The sequence below is a fragment of the Streptomyces vilmorinianum genome (assembly GCF_005517195.1).
Classification (GTDB): Bacteria; Actinomycetota; Actinomycetes; order Streptomycetales; family Streptomycetaceae; genus Streptomyces; species Streptomyces vilmorinianum.
In genome coordinates this window covers 7,246,651-7,266,588 of record NZ_CP040244.1, presented here as the reverse complement: position 1 = coordinate 7,266,588, position 19,938 = coordinate 7,246,651, and the positions used below count along the sequence as shown (strand labels likewise).

Here is a 19,938-nt window from a genome sequence, read left to right as displayed (position 1 = left end):
AGGTCAGGGGAGGGGCGGCGAGGAGAACCCGAGGCTCACGCCGCTCCTTTGGCCGGTACCGCCCCGGTGAGCAGCGGGCCGCGGGAGCGGTCGTGAATCAGGTCGGAGAGCTTGTCCGCCATGGCGCCCGGGTCCTGGGCCTGGAAGACGTTGCGCCCCATGGCGACGCCCGCGGCGCCCCCGCGCAGTGCCTCGTCGACGTACGCGAGGACGGACGCCTCGTCGTCGTTGCGCGGACCGCCGACCACGACCACCGGAACGGGCGCGGCGGCGGTGATCGCCGCCATCTCGTCCACCGACCCGGTGTAGAGCGTCTTGACGACATCGGCCCCGAGATCGGCCGCCAGTTGCACGGCGTGGGCGATCAGGGCGGGGTCCCGAGGGTTGTCGATCTTCGGGCCGCGGGGGTACATCATGGCCATCAGCGGCACGTTCCAGCGGTCGCAGGCCTCCGCCACCGTCGCCATGTCGGCGATCTGGGCGGCCTCCTCCAGCGAGCCGAGATTGACGTGCACGCTGACCGCGTCGGCGCCGAGCCGCAGGCTCTCCTCGACGCTCGCGACGAGGTACTTGGCGTTCGGGTCGGGCGCGTGGACCGTGCTGGCGCTGAGATGGACGATCAGCGAGGTACGGGTGAACCACTCCGGGTCGACGTACCGTACGGCGCCCTTGTGCAGCACCACGGCGTCCACGTGGTGCGAGGCGAGCTCGCCGACCAGGGCGTTGAGCCGGTTTCCGCCGGTCAGGGGGCCGTCGGTGATCGAGTGGTCGAGGGGGACGACGAGCAGTCGCTCCGGGTCGTGGCGGTGGAGCCGCTGGAGACGGAGCCTCCTGGCGAACGAGGTGTTGGCGAGCATCGGTTCTCCTGGGTTTCAGGTCTGGCGTGCGAAGGAGAGAGGTTCGTGGCCGTTCTCCGTACCGAGGTCGAATTCGCTGTGCAGCAGGCTCACCGCGCGGGCCGCCTCATGGCCCGGCACGGTGACCGACACCCGTAGCTGCGAGGCGGAGAGCGATCCGGCCGCGATGCCCGACCCGGTCAGGGAGGAGAGCATCCGGGCGGCGTACTCGGGGCGGCTCAGCAGCCCCTTGCCGATGATCGAGACCTTGGCGACGCGGTCGTCGACGGCGACCTGGTCCCTGGGGGACAGCGCCAGTTCGCCGAACGACCTGACCACGGCGGCCGAGTGGGAGCGGTGGACGGTCAGCGCGATGGCGAGCCCGCCGTCGGCTCCCTGCGAGACGCTGGTCATGTCGGTGGGAATCGCCTGGCCGGCAAGGAGGCGGAACGCCGCGGTCGCGGGGTCCTCGCCGGAATCGGTGGTGTTCAGGGTGACCCGGGCCACTTCAGGGTCATGGACGACCGCTGTCACGGCGGCCTTGGCCTCGAGCATGTCCACTCCGTCTCCGTTGGTGATACGCGTACCGATCGCCGAGCCGGCCGCATGGCCCACGTGGATGTCGACCCCGTACAGCGCGGCGAGTTCCACCGCCCGGGCGTGCATGACACGTGCTCCGGCGAAGGCCATCTCCGCCATGACGTCGATGTCGACGGTGGGCATCAGCCGCGCGCCCGGCACCACCCGGGGGTCCGCGGTGAGGATCCCGTCGACGTCCGTGTAGATCTCGCAGACCCGGGCGCCGAGTTCGGCGGCGACGGCCACGGCGGTGGTGTCCGAACCGCCCCGCCCCAGGGTGATCGTGTCGCCGTCGGCGGTGAGCCCCTGGAACCCGGCGAGGATCACCGTCTGCCCGGCGTCAAGGAGTCGCACCATGCGGTCGGTGTCGACCGCGACGATGACGCCCGAGCCGTGCGGACCGGTCGCGAGGACCCCGCCCGGCCCGCCGGCCAGCGCGGTGGCGGCGACCCCCATGTCCTGCAGGGCCATGGCCAGCAGGGCGGAGGAGGCCGTCTCGCCGGTGGAGAGGAGCTGGTCGAGCTCCCGGGCCGGCGGCCGGGCGTGGAAGGCCGTGGCCTGCCGGATCAGGTCGTCGGTGGTGTCTCCTTGCGCGGACACCACCGTGACCACCCGCCGGCCTTCCCGTACCGCCGCGGCGATACGCCGGGCGACATGCCGGACGTGGTCGTCCGTGGCCAGCGAGCTGCCCCCGTACTTCTGTACGACGACGTCCCCGGCAGGCCCACGGTCGTGTGCCGCCATGTCCCCTCCACCGCCTTTCGCACCAGAGTCTCTGGCTTGCGGTGAAGAGCTAACGGGACCCGCATATTGCGCCCGTTCCGCGCGCGCACCATCCCCGTATTGGCGGCGCATCCCTGCTCACAGGGGCCGGTCGGGGGTCGGTCGGGGGTCGGTCGGAGGCCGGTCGGAGGCTGGTCGGGGGCCGGCAATACGCAGACGAAAGCCGAACGACACAGGGTCTCGGCATCATTCCGCACGCCGCAGATCACCCGTGAAGGAAGGAACGTGCTGCGATGAAACGACGCGACATGGTCAAGCTGACGGCAGGGGCCGCCGTCGCCGCGGCCGTGCCGGTGGCCTTGGCCGTAAAGGTTGCGAACGACCCCTCCGACACCCCCGCCCCCGCGCAGGCCGCCGGGAACAGCGCCGATGAGCACGTGGAGACGTACAAGGGCCGCACGATCCGGATCGGCCAGGCGTCCGGCGACCACCACCCCGTGTACATAGACGACCGACCGCTGCACGTCATGAAGATGGGCGAGAACGCCTACATGAGCTCGATGTGCCACTACGGCCTCGAGGCGACGCCCCTGATCGCGGCCCGCCGGGCCGTCGACGAGCTGCGGGGCGCGAGCCTGCTGGCGCCCAAGGAGTCCGGCTCCGCCGGCGGACACCACCGCAGCGCATGAGCGAGAACACAGAGGAGAAGAGGCGACGCATGGGCGTCCGCAAGAACCACCTCCACATGACCGCCGAGGAGAAGCGCCGCTTCGTCGCCGCCGTCCTGGAGATCAAGCGCCGCGGCGTCTACGACCGCTTCGTCGAGCTGCACATCAAGGTGAACTCGCAGGACTACCTGGACAAGCTCGGCGGGGCGCGCCTCGGCCACGTCAACCCGGGGCTTCTTCCCTGGCACCGCCAGTACCTGCTCGACTTCGAGCGCGAGCTGCAGAAGGTCGACCCGCGCGTCACCCTGCCGTACTGGGACTGGACCACGGACCAGGGCGCCGACTCCCCCCTGTGGGACGAGAAGTTCATGGGCGGGAACGGCCGCCCCGGCGACAACCGCGTGATGACGGGCCCGTTCGCGCGGGACAACGGCTGGAAGCTCAACATCAGTGTGGTGTCGGACGGTTCGGAGCCGGCGCCGCTGAACGGCCACTACACGACGGACGACCGCGACTACCTGGTCCGGGACTTCGGCGTCCTGACGCCGAACCTGCCTACGCCCAAGGAGCTCGAGGACACCCTCGCGCTGCCCGTCTACGACTGCCCGCCGTGGAACCACACCTCGGGCGGCGAGGCTCCGTTCAACAGCTTCCGCAACCACCTGGAGGGGTACACCAAGTTCCCCTGGGAGGCGAGCCTGGGCAAGCTGCACGGCGCGGGGCACGTGTGGGTGGGCGGCCACATGATGTACATCGGGTCGCCCAACGACCCGGTCTTCTTCCTCCACCACTGCTTCATCGACAAGCTGTGGTCGGTGTGGCAGAAGCGCCACCCGAAGGTCCCGCACTACCTCCCGCTGGAGCCGACGCCGGATGTCCCGGACATCAACACCAAGCTGGCTCCGTGGTTCACGATGACGCCGCGCGATCTGATCGACCACCGGCGGTTCTACTTCTACGACAAGCCCGGTCACTGACGGGCGGTACGACGGCGGGGCCCGGGTACACGACCCGGGCCCTGTTCGTATGTATGTCTGTATGTCCTCGTGTGTCTCAGCGGCCGGCGAGGCGGTCGGCGATCCTGGCGATGGGGTCGGTCGTGGCCGTGTGGGCGGTGGTCTCGCGGCGGTCGGCGGTGCGGTAGGCCGCGTACATCGTCTGGACGCCGAGCCAGCGCAGGGGTTCGGGCTCCCACTTGCGGACCTTGTGGTTCACCCAGGGGAGCGTGGTCAGATCGGTCGGGCCGGACTGGCCCGAGTCCTGCTGGATCAGGTCGCGCAGGGTACGGGCGGCGAGGTTGGTGGTGGCGACGCCGGAGCCGACGTAGCCGCCGGCCCAGCCGAGGCCGGTGGAGCGGTCCAGGGTGACGGTGGCGCACCAGTCGCGGGGGACGCCGAGGACGCCGGACCAGGCGTGCGCGATCCCCACACCGGCGAGCTGCGGGAAGAAGCGGATCAGGATCTCGCGCAGGGCCTCGACGGTCTGCGGCTGGGTGCGCCCGTCGTTGTCGGTGCGGGAGCCGTAGCGGTACGGGACGCCCCGGCCGCCGAGCGCGATGCGGCCGTCGGCGGTGCGCTGGGCGTACATGTAGGCGTGGGCCATGTCGCCGAGGGTTTCGAGGCCGTTCCAGCCGATGGTCTCCCACTGGGCGTCGGTGAGGGGCTCGGTGGCGATCATGGAGGAGTTCATGGGGAGCCAGGTGCGGCGCTGACCGGTGAGGGAGGCGGTGAAGCCCTCGGTGCAGCGCAGGACGTACGGGGCGCGGACCGTGCCGTACGGGGTGATCGCGTGCTTGGGCTTGATCTCCGTGACGGGCGTCGACTCGTGGATGGTGACGCCGAGGGCCTCGACGGCCGCGGCCAGGCCCGTGACGAGCTTGACGGGGTGGAGGCGGGCGCCGTGGGGTGTCCAGCTGGAGCCGACGGCGCCGGAGACACGGATGCGCTCGGCGGTCTCGCGGGCGCCGTAGAGCTCGCGGTCCTTCTCGCCGAAGGCGATCTCGACGGAGTGGAAGTCCTTGAGGCGGGCGAGCTGGGCGGGGGAGTGGGCGATCTCGAGGACGCCGCCGCGGTGGATGTCGGCGTCGATGCTCTCGGCCGCGCAGACGTCGAGGACCTCGTCGACGGTGGCGTTCATGGCCTGCTGGAGGCGGACGGCCGCCTCGTGGCCGTGGAGCTTGGCGTAGCGGTCGCGGCCGGCGATGCCGTTGTAGAGCCAGCCGCCGTTGCGGCCGGAGGCGCCGTAGCCGCAGAACTTGGCCTCCAGGAGGGTGATGTTGAGGAAGGGGACGGCCTTCTTGAGGTAGTACGCCGTCCACAGGCCGGTGTAGCCGCCGCCGACGATGCAGACGTCGGCGGTGGTGTCCCCGGGCAGCGGCTCGCGGGGGGCGGGCGCGCCTTCCTGCGCGTACCAGAACGAGATACCGCCGTTGACCGTGCTGCTCATGGTGTCCTTCTCCCTGGGGTGTGGGCGGGAGGTTACTGGAGGCCCGGGGCCTGTGGATACGGGTCTTCGGGCGCGGGTCGGAAGGTGCGGATTTCGTTGTTCCGCACGGCCCCGGGAAGGCCCTTGGAAGGACCCTGGAAGGCCCTTGGAGGGACGGTTTCTGCGACGGATGTCGGTGGACGGTACGAAAACCGTCGCGGGTGTGCCAGCCTCGCGAGGTGATCCATGTTCCGGAGGAGCTCGTCGCGTCCCAGGCCCGGTTCAACGGCGCCGAGGGCCGCGCCTTCGTCGCCGCGCTGCCCGGGCGCGCCGAGCGCTTCCTGGACGGCTGGGGGCTGCGGCAGACGGGGCCGTCGATGTACGGGGCGGCGTCGCTGGTCCTGCCGGTGACCCGTACGTCCGACGGGACGCCCGGCGCGCTCAAGCTGCAGCTCCTGGACGACGAGAACGAGGGCGAGGCGCTCGCGCTGCGGGCGTGGGGCGGCAGGGGAGCCGTACGCCTCCTCGATCACGACCCCGGGACGGGGACGCTGCTTCTGGAGCGGCTGGACGAGACCCGGCATCTGTCGGCGCTCCCGGACGCGCGGCGGACGACGCGGATCCTGGCGGATCTCCTCGCCCGCCTGACGGCCGAGCCGGCGCCGGAGGGCCTGCGGCGGCTCGGCGACATCGCGGACCGGATGCTGGACGACGCACCGCGGGCGGCCCGGAAGCTCCCCGAGCCGGACGCGCGGCTGCTGCGGGACTGCGCGGCGGCGGTACGGGAGGTGGCGGCCGAACCGGGGGACCGGCTCCTCCACTGGGACCTGCACGTCGACAACATCCTGGCCGCGGAGCGGGAGCCGTGGCTGGCGATCGACCCGAAGCCGCTGGCGGGGGATCCGGGCTTCGAACTGCTGCCGGCGCTGACCAACGGCTTCGACCCGGATCCGGCGGAGACGCTGTGGCGCTTCGACCTGCTGACGGAGACGCTGGGTCTCGACCGGGGCCGTGCGGTGGCCTGGACACTGGGCCGGGTGCTGCAGAACGGCCTGTGGGACGTGGAGGACGGCGAGGACGCCCTGGACGAGGAACAGGTGTCGATCGCCCGGACACTACTGGCACGGACGCCGTGATCCGGTGCAGGCTGGCCCCATGATTCGTACCGCCACACCTGCCGACGTCCCCGTCATCCACGCGATGGTCCGCGAACTCGCCGACTACGAGAAGGCGCTCCACGAGGCCCGCGCGACCGAGGAACAGCTCCACGAGGCCCTGTTCGGCGAGCGCCCGGCGGCCTTCGCTCACATCGCCGAGACGGACGAGGGCGAGCCGGTGGGCTTCGCCCTGTGGTTCCTCAACTTCTCGACCTGGCGCGGCGTGCACGGCATCTACCTGGAGGACCTCTACGTCCGCCCGACGAGCCGCGGCGGCGGCCACGGCAAGGCGCTGCTGACGGAGCTGGCGCGGATCTGCGTGGAGCGGGGGTACGAGCGCCTGGAGTGGTCCGTCCTGGACTGGAACACCCCGTCGATCAACTTCTACAAGTCGCTGGGCGCGAAGCCGCAGGACGAGTGGACGGTGTACCGCCTGACGGACGAGGCGCTGCGGGAGCTGGGGACGGGCGCGTAGGGCGCCATGGGGTTGCCACCCCTGCGAAACGACGAACGCCCGCCCCGGGGCATCCCGGGGCGGGCGTGGCCGTGGCCCCGGCCATCCGTCACGGGGGGAGCGGACGACCGGGCCGGCCATGGGGTGGGCGGTCAGCCGGTCGTCGGGAGCGGCTGGTCCGGCTTGTCCAGCCAGACCCATTCACCCCTGTCCGGCAGGGTCGTCAGTCCGAACCGGTCAGGGGCGGGTCGGCCAGCATGGGTCCACCAGTCGTGCGCCGCCTCCACCTCGTTCCAGAGTCGCCGGGGGCCGTACTGCCACACGGTGAACCGGTCGTCCGAGTGGCCGTCCCAGTCCACGGCCGCCCAGGACGCGGCGTCGGTCGTCGCGACCCAGAGCCTGGAGGCCACGCCGTCCACGTCCGGGTCGTCGTGCCAGGTCCGCCACACGTCGCGGAGCTGGAGGCCGATGGCGAACTGGGCCGCCAGGTCATCGCCCGTGACCGTCCACGGGGACAACGTGGTCCGTGACTCCTCCGGCTGATGGTCGTCCCGCACCACGTCCCGGTAGATCCGCAGATCCGTACGCTGGTTCCGCATGAGCATGAATGCGGAGTGGGGAGAGAACCGGCCCGACGCGTCGCCGTGCACGCCCACCTTCAGGCGCAACAGGCCGTAGCACAGCCAGGGCGTCTCCCACGGCGTGAGGATGACCCCGCCGGGCCGGGTCTGTCGCACCCAGGCCTGGGGGACGGACCGTACGGAGCATGTGGCCTCCACCCGGTCGAACGGTTGGGTGGACGTGTGCCCCAGGGCTCCGTCACCGGCGCTCACCGTCGGCTCCAGACTCAGCTTCCGCAAGCGCGCGTCAGCCTCCGCCGCCAGGACCGGGTCCACCTCCACCGTGGTCACGTTCTCCGGGCCCAGGCGGTGAGCAAGGAGACCCGCGTTCCACCCGGTCCCGGTGCCGATCTCCAGAACCCTGTGTCCGTCGGCCAGATCCAGCATGTGGAGCATCCGGAACACGATGCCCGGGGCCGACGCGGCCGACGACGCCCAGCGCTCACCGTCGCCGGGGTCTTGGCCGTCGTTGATCTGCGTCACGACGGAGTCGTTGGCGTAGGCGGCCCGCAACCACGTCTCCGGTGCCTCCGCCCGGGTGCACGGTTCCAGGTCATCCCCGAGGTAGATGCGTTCGGGGAGGAACCGGTGGCGGGGGACCGCCCAGGCCGCGCGTTCCCACTCGGGCCCCAACGGTGTGTCCAGGTCGTTGTTCACCGCGCCGAGCAAATCGCGCATGGCGATCTGCTCGGACGCTGCGAGATCCGTTGCGGTCACGTGCACTAGTCCTTCTTGTGCTTCGGCGGGTCCTTCGGCTTGGCGGTGTCCGAAGACGGCTTGGACGTGCCCGGGTCCTTCCCCCCGGAGTGCTGCCCGTTGCCACCACTTCCACCCTTACCGGTTCCCCATCCCATGCCGTTCTCCTCTCGGTTGTGAATTGCGTTTTGACACCCGCCCCAAGCGGTCCCAGGTGTCCTTGGAGGCGTAGGGCGGGTGAGTGCACCCGGCACATCGGCGTGGGCCTGCAAGGCCAAGGCCACGCCTTCCGGTGCTCGTGTTCGGCTGTGCTTGATGCGATATCCGCCCCGGGCGACCCACGCGGGGGCCGTCCCACCCCGGGGCGGACGTTCCCTCCGGCGGTTCCCAGGCGGAGGGAGCTGGGCCCGCTGCCCTGGCTCGGGACGGTCACCAGGAGGCGGAGTGTGTGGGTGGGTCTCGACGACGGCTGTTTGAGGGCAGTCCGATGGCCGGGATCCGCGTTGTGCAGTTCCCAACCGCCAGCGTTGGAGGGAATCAGTGGCGCGGCTGTGGAGGCTCGGCGGTGCCCATGGGGACACTCCGCGCGCGGGACCTTCCACCGCCCGACCGGATCGGGCGGCTCTTGGCTCGTAGGACTACATGGCCCCGCCGTGTCGGCGGCGGGGAACCTAGGGATAGAACGGCGTCCGCAGAGGGGCGTGGGGGTGGCCGTAGTGGGCGTGGAGGGCCGCCACTTCCATGATCTCCAGGAACCCGATGCCTTGCTCCATGGTCTCCCGGAGGCCGTCACGGAGTTCCCGGCACTGCGCACAACGGATCGGGTCCGCCGGCCCCGTGCGTGGCGTCGTCATGACGTGGTACTCCGCCTGTATCTCCGGCGCCAGGGTGGCCGCCGAGTCGGCTGGGAACGGGCCACGGTTCACGGCTCCAACCCTCTGATCCCGTCCGTGCAGGCCGTGTGGAATTCCTCGGAAGCGGCCGGGACTGTGACCGGGTCCTCCACGTGGACCAGGTCCGCCCCGTAGTAGAGCGTGCGCGCCTGGACCGGTCCGGCCCAGTCGACCGTCACCCAGGTCCGGTCAGCCCGCGTGCGGCTGGTCACCTCCAGCGCCGTACGCCACGCGGTACCGACCCGCACGCGGATACCCGGCTGGATATCGATGGCCAGGCGCCGCCGGTCCTCACCCTCAGGGACGGGTAATCCCAGCGGGTTCCCAACCCAGACCAGGCGGTCCGGCTGCCGTCGTCTCACCATGAGTGCTCTCGCTTCCGTGGTGTCCGCTCTCCTCGTCCGGCCCGACCCACGGAACCGGAAGAGCGGAGTGTCCTCCGCTCGCTCCCTGGTCCGCCTTCCGGCGGGAGCGTGCGGAAATCTCAATGGGCAGTCAGAAAGAACGCGATGGTCGCCCAGATCGTGACTGCGGCGGCGGCCCACAGGACGCGGGGCCAGTTCACCGCGCGGTGACGGCCAAGGTCAGGGCCACGACACTGACCGCGCCAGTGGGGGTGACCGCCAGGGCCGGGAGCCACCTCACGCGGAGCCCTCCAGCCGCTCCACCAGGGCCACGTCCTCAAATCTCCTGGCGAAGGTCGTGTGGTCCCTGAGGCGGCCCGTGTGCTCCATGCACTGGTCGTCCACCTTGTTCACGTCAGTGTTCGGCCGGGCCTCCCAATCACACCCGCCGTGCAGGCAGTGGGCCGACGCCGTGGCCTCCGACTCCGGGTGACGCTTGATCCGGTGCGTCACGAACCGGAGAACCGTCCGGACCGTCACTGGTCCACCGCCGACACCGGGGTGGCGAACAAGCGGGCCTGGGCCAGTTCCTCCAGGGTCGGCTCCCGCAGTTCCTCCGGCGGGACTGCCCACTCCCTGCCCCCGCCCGGCGGACGCAGGTACACGCTCCCCTCGTACTGGCGGTCCACCCGGCCCAGCGTCCCGTTACGGTCCACCGCGTACCGACTGGCGGTCGGTCTCCACTCCTCGGCCATGCCTCACCGTCCCCTCCAGCGCTCCGAATGCCTCGGACCACACTGGGACGGTATGAGATCCGGGTGCTGCTTGGCGGCCCTGATTCGCCTTGATTCGAGCGCCGTCGGGGCTTCTTCGGGGTGATTCTCAGCTGAGGTCGAGTGCCCGCCGGGCGCGTGTGATCACGCGATGGGCTTCAGCCCCATAGACGGCGGAGTCAGCGAGTGTCTGCCAGACCCGCTGGTACACGCCGACGGTCGCGGAGTCGTCCAGCCACAGCTCCGCGTGCCAGTCCTCGGCGATGGCCAAGCGGTCGTCGTACAGCCAGAACGCATTGGCCGGCGGGAGCTTGAGAGGGGCGCCCAGCGGGACTATTCCCAGGGCGACGGTGTCGAGCCCCAGCACGCCCATGAGCCGGTCGAGTTGGGCAGCCAGTACCGGCGGCGGGCAGACCAGGGCGTGGAGGGCGGCTTCCCACAGGATGATGTGGAAGGTTTTCCCTGGCTCGTAGAGCATTTCCTGGCGCCTCACCCGGGCCCGTACAGCCTCCTCCACATCCCGGACGGACTGGTGAAGGTCGACGTACTGGCTGAACACGTGGCGGGCGTAGTCGGGTGTCTGGAGCATCCCGACGACCATGGAGCCCTGCCAGGCCCGGAAGGTTCTGGATCGCTCGTACTCAGCGGTGAGAGCGTCCTGGACGGGCTTGTGCCCGGCGGCAAGCTGGCGCCGCCAGGAGCGGGATCGGGACTCCAGCGTCCGTAGGCGGGTGATCAGTTCATCGGCGGCCTCCGGATGCCCTGTTGCCTGGGCCCATGCCCGGAGGTCGGCTGCTGTGGCGGTCTGGCGTCCCGTCTCCAGTTTGCTGACCTTGGACTGGGGCCAGTGCAGCACCGTCGCCAGTTCGCGCCCCGTGAAGCCGCGAGCGGCGCGCAGCTCACGGAGCCGCGCGCCGAGGGCCACCCGGGCCTGTTGGAAGTCGGTGCTCACTCGGTGGAAGGTACCTGGCCCTCGAACTGGTCGTACGGGACGGCGTGGTGCCAAGCGGCATCGCGGGCCTGACAGGCGCGCAGGACCTCCACCGGGTCCGTGATCAGTTCTACGCCGGTCATCTGGTCGTCACCGTCGAAGTGAAGTCGTGCGATGACGCGTGAGTCGAACAGCCAGAAGTCCTCTTCGGGGAGCTTCAGCCGCTCAGCGTCGCTCCGCCACAGGTTCCGGATGTCCTCTCCTACGGTGCTGTTGCGGCGGGCGTTGTCCAGGAGGTACCGCTGGCCCAGGGTCGGCGGGTTGTCCACGATGCGTACGCGCTCGAACCGCTTGCCGAGTGCAGACTGTTCGCGCCGGGACACACACCACGGGTCGTCCAGGTCCCACCCGGCATCCTCACCCCGGGCGAACCGGGTGTACGTCTCGGTCTCCTCATCCGACGCGTACCGGCGGCGGGTCTCCAGCCGCCATGCGGTGTGCTCGAAGGTGCGGAACATCCCGCCGAACTCTTCGAAGCTGATCTCCGTCGGTACTCGGTCCACGTTCCTCGGCGCGAAGTCGGCCAGGAGCACGCGCGGCACCACCACGAACCCCTCCCCGGGCTTGACGTTGCGGAGTTGGGCCACGTCGTCAGGGTCGGTCACAGCGTCTCCCTGGACCAGGAGCTCACCTGTGTCCAGGTCTTCGTAGAGCGTCGGACAGCCGTCGTTGCCGGAGTTGGTGCCGATGAAGCGAAGTCGCCTTGCCAACGTCGTTCCCCTCTCGCCCGGATGACCCGGTTGGGCCGTCTCCAGGATGGAACCGCCGATGGCGTTCTGTCCGCCGTGATTCTCGAATATGCGCGAATCGCCGCGTGAAGGGAGGTAGACCCGTGGCACGGACCGAGTACGACCACGACCCGAACGCCCCCGAGCCGAACAGCCTGGTGGTGGCGGCCTCGGCCGTCGTCACCGACTCTGAGGGCCGCATCCTCGTGCAGCGGCGTAGGGGCAACGATTTGTGGGCGCTCCCGGGCGGCGGCATGGACATGGGCGATTCTCTACCGGGTGCGGCCGTGAGAGAGGTGCGCGAGGAGACCGGGTTGGAGGTGGAGATCACTGGCCTGGTCGGCACGTACACGGATCCCCGGCATGTGATCGCGTACAGCGATGGGGAGGTGCGCCGGCAGTTCAATGTCTGCTTTACCGCTCGCATCGTTGGCGGATCGCTCACCATCTCGGAGGAATCGACGGAGCTCCGGTTCGTGGAGCCTGATGAACTTCCCGCTCTGGCCATGCACCACACTCAGCGGTTGCGTATTCAGCATTACTTGGAGCATCGTCCCTCGCCCTACCTGGGGTAGAGGGTCGCCGCGCTTTGACTCACTCGCGCGTCAGAGGCTCACGTAGGCAGCCGTGCGCCGATCCGACTACTCGCGGAAGGCGGCCTGGCCGGGGCGCCTCGGGGACATCCGATGCATCGCAGACCCTACAACCAAGTGTCCGGATTGCCGGTTTTTGGAAAGTCCATCCACACTGAGCAACATGACTCGGACCATCAACAGCGAACAACGCCCCTGCTTTGAACTCCGTTGGGGTGGGCTGCACTTGACCGTTCAACGCATCCCCGCGTGGTTGATCACGCTGCTCACTACGGCTACAGGCACCGGGGCCGCCTGGTGGACAAGCCGATGAAGCGGGACGGACGTCCTCGCACCGCCACGACCGCCTGCGTAGGGCTCGTCATCCCGGGCGATGCGTCGTCGGTTGTTCTCTACGGGATCAGGACCACCTTGCCCACCGTGCCTCGGGTCTCCAGGGCCCGGTGGGCCGTCGCCGCTTCGGTGAGGGGGAAGCGGTGGATCGCCGGGCGGAGCCGGCCTTCGGTGGCCGCGGTGAGGGCGGCGAGTTCGAGGGTGCGGATGTCGCCGCCCGCCTTCTGGATCATGACCGGGCCGAGGACGCCCTCGGAGGTGATGCCCCGGGTGGTCAATTCCTCGTCGGTGAAGGTGAGCGGTTCGCCGCCCGACCAGCCGAAGACGAGGTGGCGGCCGCCCTTGCCCAGGAGGTCGACCGCCGCGCGGGCCGTGGCGCCGCCCACCGAGTCGAAGACGACCGTGGCCTCGCGGTCGCCCAGGTACGTGCGGACCTCCGCCGGCCAGTCGGGCCGCTTGTAGTCGACCGCCAGGTCCGCGCCGTTCTCCTTCACCAGGGCGGTCTTCTCGGGGCCGCCGGCCAGGCCGATGACGGTCGCGCCGGCGTTCTTGGCGTACTGGACGAGGAGGGTGCCGATGCCGCCCGCGGCGGCGGGGACGATCGCGATCGAGTCCGGGCCGAGCTCGGTGAACTGGAGGATGCCGAGCGTGGTGCGGCCCGTGCCGATCATGGCGACGGCCTCGGCGTCGCCGAGCGTGTCCGGGAGGGCGTGGAGCTTGGCGGCGTCGACGACGGCCAGTTCGGCGTAGCCTCCGGGGGCCAGGCCCAGGTGGGCGACCACGCGCTTGCCGAGCCAGGACGGGTCGGTGCCCTCGCCGAGCGCGTCCACCGTGCCGGCGACCTCGCGGCCGGGGATGGTGGGCAGCTCGGCGGGGGCGGGGAAGGGGCCCGTCCCGCCCTGGCGCAGGACGGTGTCGAGGAGGTGCACGCCGGCCGCGGCGACCGCGATCCGTACCTGGCCGGGGCCGGGCGCGGGGTCCGCGGTCTCCTCGTACGTGAGGTTCTCGGCCGGTCCGAAGGCGTGGAGACGGATGGCGTGCATGGTGGGCTCCCCTTGTTGTCCGGTGTGGTGAGCCCAGCTTTCAACCTCAAGCGCGCTTGAGGTCAAGGTGGGTCGCCCGCAGCGCCAGCGACACCGCCTCCACCGCGCTCGTGAACGACACCTCCGACAGCACGCCGGGCGCCGCGACCTGGTCGCCGACGAGGTAGACGCCGTCGCCGCGGTCGATCGCGGGCCGGTCGCGCCAGGTCGTACCGGGCCGGTCCACCGCTCCCGTACGCCCCGAGCAGACGGACGCGCGGCGCCAGACCGTACGCGCGCGCCAGCCGGGGAACCCCAGGTCCAGCAGGCGCTCGGCATGGGCGACACCGTCCGCCTTGGACAGGCCGGGGCCGATGGGGAGCTGAGCCTGGATCAGCTGCTGCCCGGCCGGGGCGAGGGAGGGGTCCTGGGCGGTGAAGCGCTCGATCCAGCCGGGGGCGTCGAGGTCGGACACGACGAACGGGTCTCCCCTGCGGGTGCGCAGCGCCAGGTCGAACAGGACGGTGCGGCCGCTCTCCCAGGTCAGGCCGGGGTCGCCGAGCAGCCGGGCGGCGGCGGGCAGGGAGGTGGCGACGACGACCGGGCCGTCCGCGAGCGGCAGCTCGTCGAGCCGGGAGGACGTCTCGATCCGTACGCCGAGCTCCCAGGCGCGGGCGGCCATACGGTCGATCAGCTGTCCCCAGCCCCCGCGGACGTACTGCGCCTCCGGCGGCAGCGAGGCGGCCCGGTGCAGCCGTTCCTGGACGAAGCGGGCGGAGAGCGCGCCGGGGTCGTGGTGGAAGAGGGCGACCCCGCTGTACGCGGCGGCCTGACGGGCGGCCTCGGGGCCCGCGACCCGCGTGGCCCAGGTGAGGAAGTCGGTGTCGACGGGAGCCTGTTCGGCCGTGCGGAGCGTGTGGCGCAGGAAGCCGAGCGGCGGGGTGCGGCGCAGGGCCCCGGCGTGGTGGAAGCGGAAGCGGGCGCCTTCGAGGGCCGGGAGCTGTGCCAGCGGCCCGAGGAGGCCGCGCTGCTCGAGCCAGGTCCAGTGCGGGCCCTTGCGGTAGATCGCGTGCGGTCCCTCGTTGGTGCGGTACGGGCCTTCGGAGGTGCGGGCGCGGCCGCCGAGGGTGTGGTGGGCCTCGTGCACGGTCACCTTGGCGCCGGCCTCGGCGGCGGTGAGGGCCGCGGTCAGTCCCGCGAAGCCGCCGCCGATGATCGTGATCTTCCGCATGTCCGTCTCCACTCGTCTTGGGTCGGGTCGGGTCGGGTCTCACAGGTGGGACCGGAGAGAGGGCGCGGTTTGTGACATCGAGGCGTTGTCAGTGGCGCAGGTCACTATGGGTGCCATGGCGACGAGGAAGAGGAAGATCCCGGCCGTGCGGCGGCCCGAGGTGCGGCTGCCGCCGCTCACGGCGTACGACGGCGGGCTGGAGCCGGACGGGGACTACGACGGGCTCGAGTTCGCCGGTCTCGACCTGGCCGGGCAGGAGGGGGCGGGGGCGCGGTTCATGGACTGCGCGGTGCGGGAGTGCGCGGTCGACGGGGCGCGGCTGACCTCGGCGCGGGTGCTGGACTGCGTGCTGAGCGGGGTACGGGGGGTCGGTACGGATCTGGCGGGGGCGACGCTGCGGGACGTGGAGATCGTGGACGCGCGGCTCGGCGGTACGCAGCTGCACGGGGCGGTGCTGGAGAGGGTGCTCGTGAAGGGAGGGAAGATCGACTACCTGAACCTGCGGACGGCGAAGCTGAAGGACGTCGTCTTCGAGGGGTGCGTGCTCGACGAGCCGGACTTCGGGGGAGCGGTCCTGGAGCGGGTCGAGTTCCGGGACTGTGTGCTGAGGGGGGCCGACTTCAGCGGGGCGCGGATGAAGGACGTGGATCTGCGGACGGCGGAGCGCCTGGAGATCGCGCGCGGGGTGGAGGCCCTGGCGGGGGCGGTGATCAGCACGGCCCAGCTGCTGGACCTGGCGCCCGTGTTCGCCGCCCAGTTGGGGGTGCGCGTGGAGGACTGACGTACGTACGGGGTACGGGGTACGGGGTACGGGGTACGGGGTACGAGGTTAAGGGACGCGGGGGAAGCGGGCCTGGAGGTCCCAGATCACGGGGTTGTCGCCGAGGCCCTCGTGCATGTCCGTGAGGTCGGCGATCAGGTCGTGCAGGAAGTCGCGGGCCTCGCGGCGCAGTTCCGCGTGGTTGAAGGTGAGCGGGGGCTCGTCGCCCGGCATCCAGTCGGCCTCCACGTCCACCCAGCCGAACCGGCGCTCGAAGAGCATGCGGTCCGAGGACTCGGTGAAGTCGAGCTCCGCGTACTGGGGCTGCGAGGACCGGCTGCCGCGCGGGTCGCGGTCGAGCTGCTCGACGATGTCGCACAGCGCCCACGCGAAGTCGAGCACCGGTACCCATCCCCAGGCTGTGGACACCTCGCGGTCGGCCTTGGGGTCGGCGAGGTAGACGTCCCCGCAGAAGAGGTCGTGGCGCAGGGCGTGGACGTCCGCGCGGCGGTAGTCGGTCTGCGGGGGGTCGGGGAAGCGACGGGAGAGGGAGTAGCCGATGTCGAGCACGGGTCGATGGTCCCACGGCCCCGCGGTACTCCGACGCGCCCCGGGGGCGACTGCCGCCGCGCCCCGCGGCGATTCCACGCGCCCCACGGGCCGACCGCCGCCCCGCCCTCAGCCGGCCGCGCCCCGCCGTCAGGCCGCCACGCGCCCGCGCCGGGCGACCGCCGCGCCCCGCGCTGCCCTCAGCCGCGCATGCGGGCGTGCAGTGTGCGCGCCACCCGTGGGCCCAGCCAGCGCTTGAGGCGGCGCAGCGGCTCCAGCTGCTCCGCCGCCCTGTCGATCCGGTAGTAGAGCTGCGGCGGGATGTGCGGCAGCAGCGGGGAGTGCCGCTGTCCGAGCAGCGCGAACATCTGGACCGGGTCCAGCCGCATGTAGCGCGGGAGGTTCTCGTACCACCGGGCGCTGTAGCGGGCCGCGCTCTGGGCCGAGAGGAGCTCGGCGCGCCGGCGCTTGCCGTATCGGGTGAGCGGGGCGTCGAGATCCCGGCCCGCCTCGTGGCCCCGCAGGACGTCCGCGAGGGCCAGGGCGTCCTCCAGGGCCAGGGTCGTGCCGGCGCCGATCGAGTAGTGCGTGGTGTGGGCGGCGTCGCCGAGCAGGACCAGGTTGGCGCGGTGCCAGGTGCGGGTGGTCAGGGTGCGGAAGTTCAGCCACTGCGCGGCGCCGTCGTCCTGTGCGCGGCCGATCAGCGGATGGCCGTCGAGGAGGTCGTGGAAGAGCTTCTCCATCAGGTTCAGGCCGTCGGCCTCGCTCATCGTGTCGAGCCCGAGCCCCGTCCAGGTCTCCGGGGCGCACTCGACGACACACGTGGACCGCTCGCCGCTGAAGCCGTACGCGTAGCACCAGATCCAGCCGTGCTCGGTCTCCTTGAAGGCGAAGCTGAAGGAGTCGAAGACCTTCGTCGTGCCGAGCCAGATGTAGTGGTTGCGGCCGCTGTCGACCTCGGCGCCGAAGTGGTCGGCGTACGCCTCGCGCAGCACGCTGTTGACCCCGTCGGCCGCGACGACCAGGTCGGCGCCGACGAGTTCGGGCGCGTCGGGGCCGGTGATCCCGTGCTCGAACTCGACGCGTACGCCGAGCGAGGCGGCCCGCTCGGCGAGCAGGGCGAGCATCCGGCGCCGGCCGATGCCGAAGCCCTCGTCGCCGCGGTGGACGGTCCGCTCGTCGCGGACGATGGCGACGCCGTCGGTCCAGGTCACCGAGGCCTCGCCGATCGCCTCGGCGGACTCCGGGTCGCCCGCCCGCAGCTTGTCGAGGAGACCGGCCCAGTAGGTCACGCCCCAGCCGTAGGTGGAGCCCGCCGGGTTCCGCTCGTACACGGTGATCTCGTGGGCCGGGTCCTGCCGCTTCATCAGGATCGAGAAGTACAGACCGGCGGGACCACCGCCGACGCAGGCGATCTTCACACGCGCTCCCACTCAGACACTCGGACACCCGGACACTCGGACGCGCACGCCCGGACGCTCAGGACACCCACGAACGTGACACCTTGCCATCGAACGGCAACGCAGGGTAGCAGCGTCAGGGCAGCAGGCGCTGTTCCTTCGCCACGGCGACGGCGCCCGCACGTGTGTCCACACCGAGCTTGGCGTAGATCCGGCCGAGGTGGGTCTTCACGGTCGCCTCGCTGATGAACAGCGCGCGGGCGATCTCGCGGTTGCCGAGGCCGTGCGCGAGCTGGCCGAGGATGTCCCGTTCGCGGTCGGTGAGGGTCGGCCCGGCCGCTCCCCGCATCCGGTCCATGACACGGCTGGCGACCGGCGGCGAGAGCGTCGTACGGCCCTGGGCGGCGGAGTGGATCGCGGCGAACAGCTCCTCGGGGCGCTCCGCCTTCAGCAGATACCCCGTCGCACCCGCCTCGATGGCGCGGGTGATGTCCGCGTCCGTGTCGTACGTCGTGAGGACCAGGACGTGCACGTCGGGGGAGGCGATCCGGCGCGTCGCCTCCACGCCGTCGATCCCGGGCCCCAGCTGAAGGTCCATCAGGACCACGTCCGGGGTGAGCTTCGCCGCCATCGCCACGGCCTCCTCGCCGCTGCCGGCCTCCCCGACGACCTCGATGTCCTCGGCGCTGCCCAGCAGGGCGAGCAGCCCGGCGCGCACCACCGCGTGGTCGTCGCAGAGCAGGATCCGTACCGTCACGAGGGAACCTCCAGGGGGATCGCGACCGAGAGCACCGTGCCCTCGCCCGGGGTGGACTCCACGGTCAGGGTGCCGCCGAGCTGCTGGGCGCGCACCCGCATCGCCGGCAGACCGTGCCCCCGGACCCCGGTGGGCGGTGCGTCGGTGGACTCGAAGCCGCGGCCGTCGTCGGCGATGTCGAGGACGACCTGGTCGTCGAGGTAGGTCAGGGTCAGGGCGGCGGAGGAGGCGGCGGCGTGCTCGCGGACGTTGGCGAGGGCGCCCTGCGCGATGCGCACCAGCGCCGACTGCACCCGTTCGGGCAGCGGCACCGGCGCCCCGTCGACGCGGAACGCGGCGGACTCCCGGCCCGCGAGCGTGCGCAGCGCCGCCTCCAGGCCGCCGCCCTCGGCGAGGTCGGCGGGGGCGAGGTCGTGGACGAAGCGGCGGGCCTCGGCGAGGTTGCGCTCGGCGATCGACTCGGCGGTACGGACATGGCGGCGCGCGGTCCCCGGGTCGGAGTCCCAGGTGCGCTCGGCCGCCTGGAGCAGCATCTGCTGGCTGGACAGGCCCTGGGCCAGGGTGTCGTGGATCTCCATGGAAAGCCGCTGGCGCTCGGCGAGGGTGCCCTCGCGGCGCTCGGTGGCGGCCAGTTCGCGCCGGGTCCGGATCAGGTCGTCGATCAGCGCCCGCTGGCGCTCCGCCTGGCGCTGCGCGTGCACGAAGACGGCGGTGGCGATCGCGGCGACGGCCGGCGGGGCGACGACCAGGTTCGGGTCCCAGCCGCCGTGCGAGAGCTGGACCTGCGCGGTGACCACGAACGCGGTGAGGAGGGCGACCAGGACGAGCGCGGCGCGCGGCGGGAGCGTACGCAACCCGGTGTAGAAGAGCGGCACCGCGCACCAGGCGAAGCTCGGCGCGAGGACCACGAGGAGCATCCAGACGGCGACGACCGTGAAGAGCCACGCGATGCGGCGGGGCGTGGCGCGGGTGCCGAGCACCGGGCCGAGGAGATAGAGGGCGGCGAGGGTGGCGGAGAGGGCGACGATCCAGGGGCCGCGGTCCTCCCACGGGTGCCGCAGCAGGAAGCGGGCCAGGGACGCGCCGAGGAGGAGGAAGAAGGCGACGTGCATGACCCGCGCCAGCCAGCGGGCGTCCGGGTCCTGCTCCATGGCATGCGCTCCTGTGACCGGGGTTCCGACGGGGGTTCCGACCTGGGGATCTGACCTGGGGTTCTGGCCTGGGGTTCTGGCCTGGGGATTGACCAGAGGTTCTGACCTGGGGATACGTGTCCATCCTGGCCCGGGAGGACCAGAGGGGCATCAACCGATCGGCTGACACCTCCGTCGTCCATCATGCGTGACGGGGGCAGCCGGTCCGTGGACCGTACGGGCCCGGAACCGGCCGGAGGATCGATGGCAGAGCGAA

21 protein-coding genes are annotated in these 19,938 nt (G+C 71.3%); 6 read left to right on the top strand and 15 right to left on the bottom strand.

Features of this window, described 5'->3' with window-relative positions; genetic code table 11:
• Positions 1-35: 35 nt before the first annotated feature.
• Both FDM97_RS33815 and FDM97_RS33810 read right to left on the bottom strand, forming a co-directional pair.
• Positions 36-857, bottom strand: coding sequence for a 2-amino-3,7-dideoxy-D-threo-hept-6-ulosonate synthase (locus FDM97_RS33815; RefSeq protein WP_137994285.1), 822 nt, complete (start codon positions 855-857; stop codon positions 36-38).
• Positions 858-872: 15 nt separating this feature from the next.
• Positions 873-2,159 carry an aspartate kinase gene (locus FDM97_RS33810; RefSeq protein WP_137994284.1) on the bottom strand — a complete coding sequence of 429 codons (1,287 nt, stop codon included), beginning with the start codon at positions 2,157-2,159 and terminating at the stop codon, positions 873-875.
• Positions 2,160-2,431: 272 nt separating this feature from the next.
• Between FDM97_RS33810 and FDM97_RS33805 the strand changes: the two genes are divergently transcribed.
• Positions 2,432-2,827, top strand: a complete 396-nt coding sequence (locus tag FDM97_RS33805; RefSeq protein WP_254705850.1) for a tyrosinase cofactor — start codon at positions 2,432-2,434, stop codon at positions 2,825-2,827.
• Complete coding sequence (griF, locus tag FDM97_RS33800) at positions 2,824-3,783, top strand: grixazone synthase (protein WP_432816271.1); 960 nt, start codon at positions 2,824-2,826, stop codon at positions 3,781-3,783. The genes FDM97_RS33805 and griF overlap by 4 nt, the downstream gene beginning before the upstream one ends.
• A 76-nt stretch (positions 3,784-3,859) precedes the next feature.
• Here griF and FDM97_RS33795 read toward each other — a convergent pair whose 3' ends face one another.
• Positions 3,860-5,251: an NAD(P)/FAD-dependent oxidoreductase gene (locus FDM97_RS33795; RefSeq protein ID WP_137994283.1), complete on the bottom strand. Its 1,392-nt coding sequence runs from the start codon at positions 5,249-5,251 to the stop codon at positions 3,860-3,862.
• Positions 5,252-5,451: 200 nt separating this feature from the next.
• Here FDM97_RS33795 and FDM97_RS33790 point away from each other — a divergent pair, with 200 nt between their 5' ends.
• Together FDM97_RS33790 and FDM97_RS33785 are read left to right on the top strand one after the other, a co-directional pair.
• Positions 5,452-6,366 carry an aminoglycoside phosphotransferase family protein gene (locus FDM97_RS33790; protein ID WP_432816270.1) on the top strand — a complete coding sequence of 305 codons (915 nt, stop codon included), beginning with the start codon at positions 5,452-5,454 and terminating at the stop codon, positions 6,364-6,366.
• A 19-nt stretch (positions 6,367-6,385) separates the two neighbouring features.
• Positions 6,386-6,862, top strand: a complete 477-nt coding sequence (locus FDM97_RS33785) for a GNAT family N-acetyltransferase (RefSeq protein ID WP_137994281.1) — start codon at positions 6,386-6,388, stop codon at positions 6,860-6,862.
• A 131-nt stretch (positions 6,863-6,993) separates the two neighbouring features.
• Here the strand turns inward: FDM97_RS33785 and FDM97_RS33780 are convergent, their stop codons facing one another.
• The 6 genes from FDM97_RS33780 to FDM97_RS33755 all read right to left on the bottom strand — a co-directional run bounded on the left by FDM97_RS33780 (position 6,994) and on the right by FDM97_RS33755 (position 11,868).
• Positions 6,994-8,178: a methyltransferase domain-containing protein gene (locus FDM97_RS33780; RefSeq protein ID WP_254705849.1), complete on the bottom strand. Its 1,185-nt coding sequence runs from the start codon at positions 8,176-8,178 to the stop codon at positions 6,994-6,996.
• A gap of 901 nt (positions 8,179-9,079) precedes the next feature.
• Positions 9,080-9,262 (bottom strand): hypothetical protein, encoded by a 183-nt coding sequence (locus FDM97_RS33775; protein ID WP_137994280.1) that lies wholly within the window; start codon positions 9,260-9,262, stop codon positions 9,080-9,082.
• A 429-nt stretch (positions 9,263-9,691) separates the two neighbouring features.
• The gene (locus FDM97_RS37170) at positions 9,692-9,934 is read right to left on the bottom strand and encodes a DUF7848 domain-containing protein (RefSeq protein ID WP_137994279.1); all 243 of its coding nucleotides are present in this window, start codon (positions 9,932-9,934) and stop codon (positions 9,692-9,694) included.
• Positions 9,931-10,149 carry a hypothetical protein gene (locus tag FDM97_RS33765; RefSeq protein WP_137994278.1) on the bottom strand — a complete coding sequence of 73 codons (219 nt, stop codon included), beginning with the start codon at positions 10,147-10,149 and terminating at the stop codon, positions 9,931-9,933. The genes FDM97_RS37170 and FDM97_RS33765 overlap by 4 nt, the downstream gene beginning before the upstream one ends.
• Before the next feature lie 127 nt (positions 10,150-10,276).
• Positions 10,277-11,119, bottom strand: a complete 843-nt coding sequence (locus FDM97_RS33760) for a helix-turn-helix domain-containing protein (protein ID WP_137994277.1) — start codon at positions 11,117-11,119, stop codon at positions 10,277-10,279.
• Positions 11,116-11,868: a DUF6879 family protein gene (locus FDM97_RS33755; RefSeq protein WP_137994276.1), complete on the bottom strand. Its 753-nt coding sequence runs from the start codon at positions 11,866-11,868 to the stop codon at positions 11,116-11,118. The genes FDM97_RS33760 and FDM97_RS33755 overlap by 4 nt, the downstream gene beginning before the upstream one ends.
• Positions 11,869-11,990: 122 nt before the next feature.
• On the opposite strand from FDM97_RS33755, the gene FDM97_RS33750 reads away from it, so the two are divergent.
• Positions 11,991-12,461, top strand: coding sequence for an NUDIX hydrolase (locus tag FDM97_RS33750; protein WP_137994275.1), 471 nt, complete (start codon positions 11,991-11,993; stop codon positions 12,459-12,461).
• A 410-nt stretch (positions 12,462-12,871) separates the two neighbouring features.
• Here FDM97_RS33750 and FDM97_RS33745 read toward each other — a convergent pair whose 3' ends face one another.
• Together FDM97_RS33745 and FDM97_RS33740 are read right to left on the bottom strand one after the other, a co-directional pair.
• Complete coding sequence (locus FDM97_RS33745) at positions 12,872-13,855, bottom strand: zinc-binding dehydrogenase (protein WP_137994274.1); 984 nt, start codon at positions 13,853-13,855, stop codon at positions 12,872-12,874.
• A gap of 46 nt (positions 13,856-13,901) precedes the next feature.
• Entirely contained in the window at positions 13,902-15,065 is a 1,164-nt protein-coding gene (locus FDM97_RS33740) for an NAD(P)-binding protein (protein ID WP_137994273.1), read from the bottom strand.
• 115 nt (positions 15,066-15,180) lie between these two features.
• Between FDM97_RS33740 and FDM97_RS33735 the strand changes: the two genes are divergently transcribed.
• The gene (locus FDM97_RS33735) at positions 15,181-15,846 is read left to right on the top strand and encodes a pentapeptide repeat-containing protein (RefSeq protein WP_137994272.1); all 666 of its coding nucleotides are present in this window, start codon (positions 15,181-15,183) and stop codon (positions 15,844-15,846) included.
• Positions 15,847-15,894: 48 nt separating this feature from the next.
• On the opposite strand, the gene FDM97_RS33730 is transcribed toward FDM97_RS33735, so the two are convergent.
• The 4 genes from FDM97_RS33730 to FDM97_RS33715 form a co-directional block, all read right to left on the bottom strand.
• Complete coding sequence (locus FDM97_RS33730; protein ID WP_137994271.1) at positions 15,895-16,395, bottom strand: hypothetical protein; 501 nt, start codon at positions 16,393-16,395, stop codon at positions 15,895-15,897.
• Between the two features lie 179 nt (positions 16,396-16,574).
• The gene (locus tag FDM97_RS33725; protein ID WP_175439333.1) at positions 16,575-17,795 is read right to left on the bottom strand and encodes an FAD-dependent monooxygenase; all 1,221 of its coding nucleotides are present in this window, start codon (positions 17,793-17,795) and stop codon (positions 16,575-16,577) included.
• Positions 17,796-17,910: 115 nt separating this feature from the next.
• Positions 17,911-18,531, bottom strand: coding sequence for a response regulator (locus tag FDM97_RS33720; protein WP_137994270.1), 621 nt, complete (start codon positions 18,529-18,531; stop codon positions 17,911-17,913).
• On the bottom strand, positions 18,528-19,682 hold the full coding sequence (locus FDM97_RS33715) for a sensor histidine kinase (protein WP_137994269.1): 1,155 nt from the start codon (positions 19,680-19,682) through the stop codon (positions 18,528-18,530). Before FDM97_RS33715 ends, FDM97_RS33720 begins: the two co-directional genes overlap by 4 nt.
• Between the last annotated feature and the right edge of the window lie 256 nt (positions 19,683-19,938).

What these genes read in the sequence shown, in the direction of transcription:
- FDM97_RS33815 (WP_137994285.1), bottom strand. Translation starts at nt 857, where the DNA reads ATGCTCGCCAACACCTCGTTCGCCAGGAGGCTCCGTCTCCAGCGGCTC.
- FDM97_RS33810 (WP_137994284.1), bottom strand. Translation starts at nt 2,159, where the DNA reads ATGGCGGCACACGACCGTGGGCCTGCCGGGGACGTCGTCGTACAGAAG.
- FDM97_RS33805 (WP_254705850.1), top strand. Translation starts at nt 2,432, where the DNA reads ATGAAACGACGCGACATGGTCAAGCTGACGGCAGGGGCCGCCGTCGCC.
- griF (WP_432816271.1), top strand. Translation starts at nt 2,824, where the DNA reads ATGAGCGAGAACACAGAGGAGAAGAGGCGACGCATGGGCGTCCGCAAG.
- FDM97_RS33795 (WP_137994283.1), bottom strand. Translation starts at nt 5,251, where the DNA reads ATGAGCAGCACGGTCAACGGCGGTATCTCGTTCTGGTACGCGCAGGAA.
- FDM97_RS33785 (WP_137994281.1), top strand. Translation starts at nt 6,386, where the DNA reads ATGATTCGTACCGCCACACCTGCCGACGTCCCCGTCATCCACGCGATG.
- FDM97_RS33765 (WP_137994278.1), bottom strand. Translation starts at nt 10,149, where the DNA reads ATGGCCGAGGAGTGGAGACCGACCGCCAGTCGGTACGCGGTGGACCGT.
- FDM97_RS33745 (WP_137994274.1), bottom strand. Translation starts at nt 13,855, where the DNA reads ATGCACGCCATCCGTCTCCACGCCTTCGGACCGGCCGAGAACCTCACG.
- FDM97_RS33740 (WP_137994273.1), bottom strand. Translation starts at nt 15,065, where the DNA reads ATGCGGAAGATCACGATCATCGGCGGCGGCTTCGCGGGACTGACCGCG.
- FDM97_RS33735 (WP_137994272.1), top strand. Translation starts at nt 15,181, where the DNA reads ATGGCGACGAGGAAGAGGAAGATCCCGGCCGTGCGGCGGCCCGAGGTG.
- FDM97_RS33715 (WP_137994269.1), bottom strand. Translation starts at nt 19,682, where the DNA reads ATGGAGCAGGACCCGGACGCCCGCTGGCTGGCGCGGGTCATGCACGTC.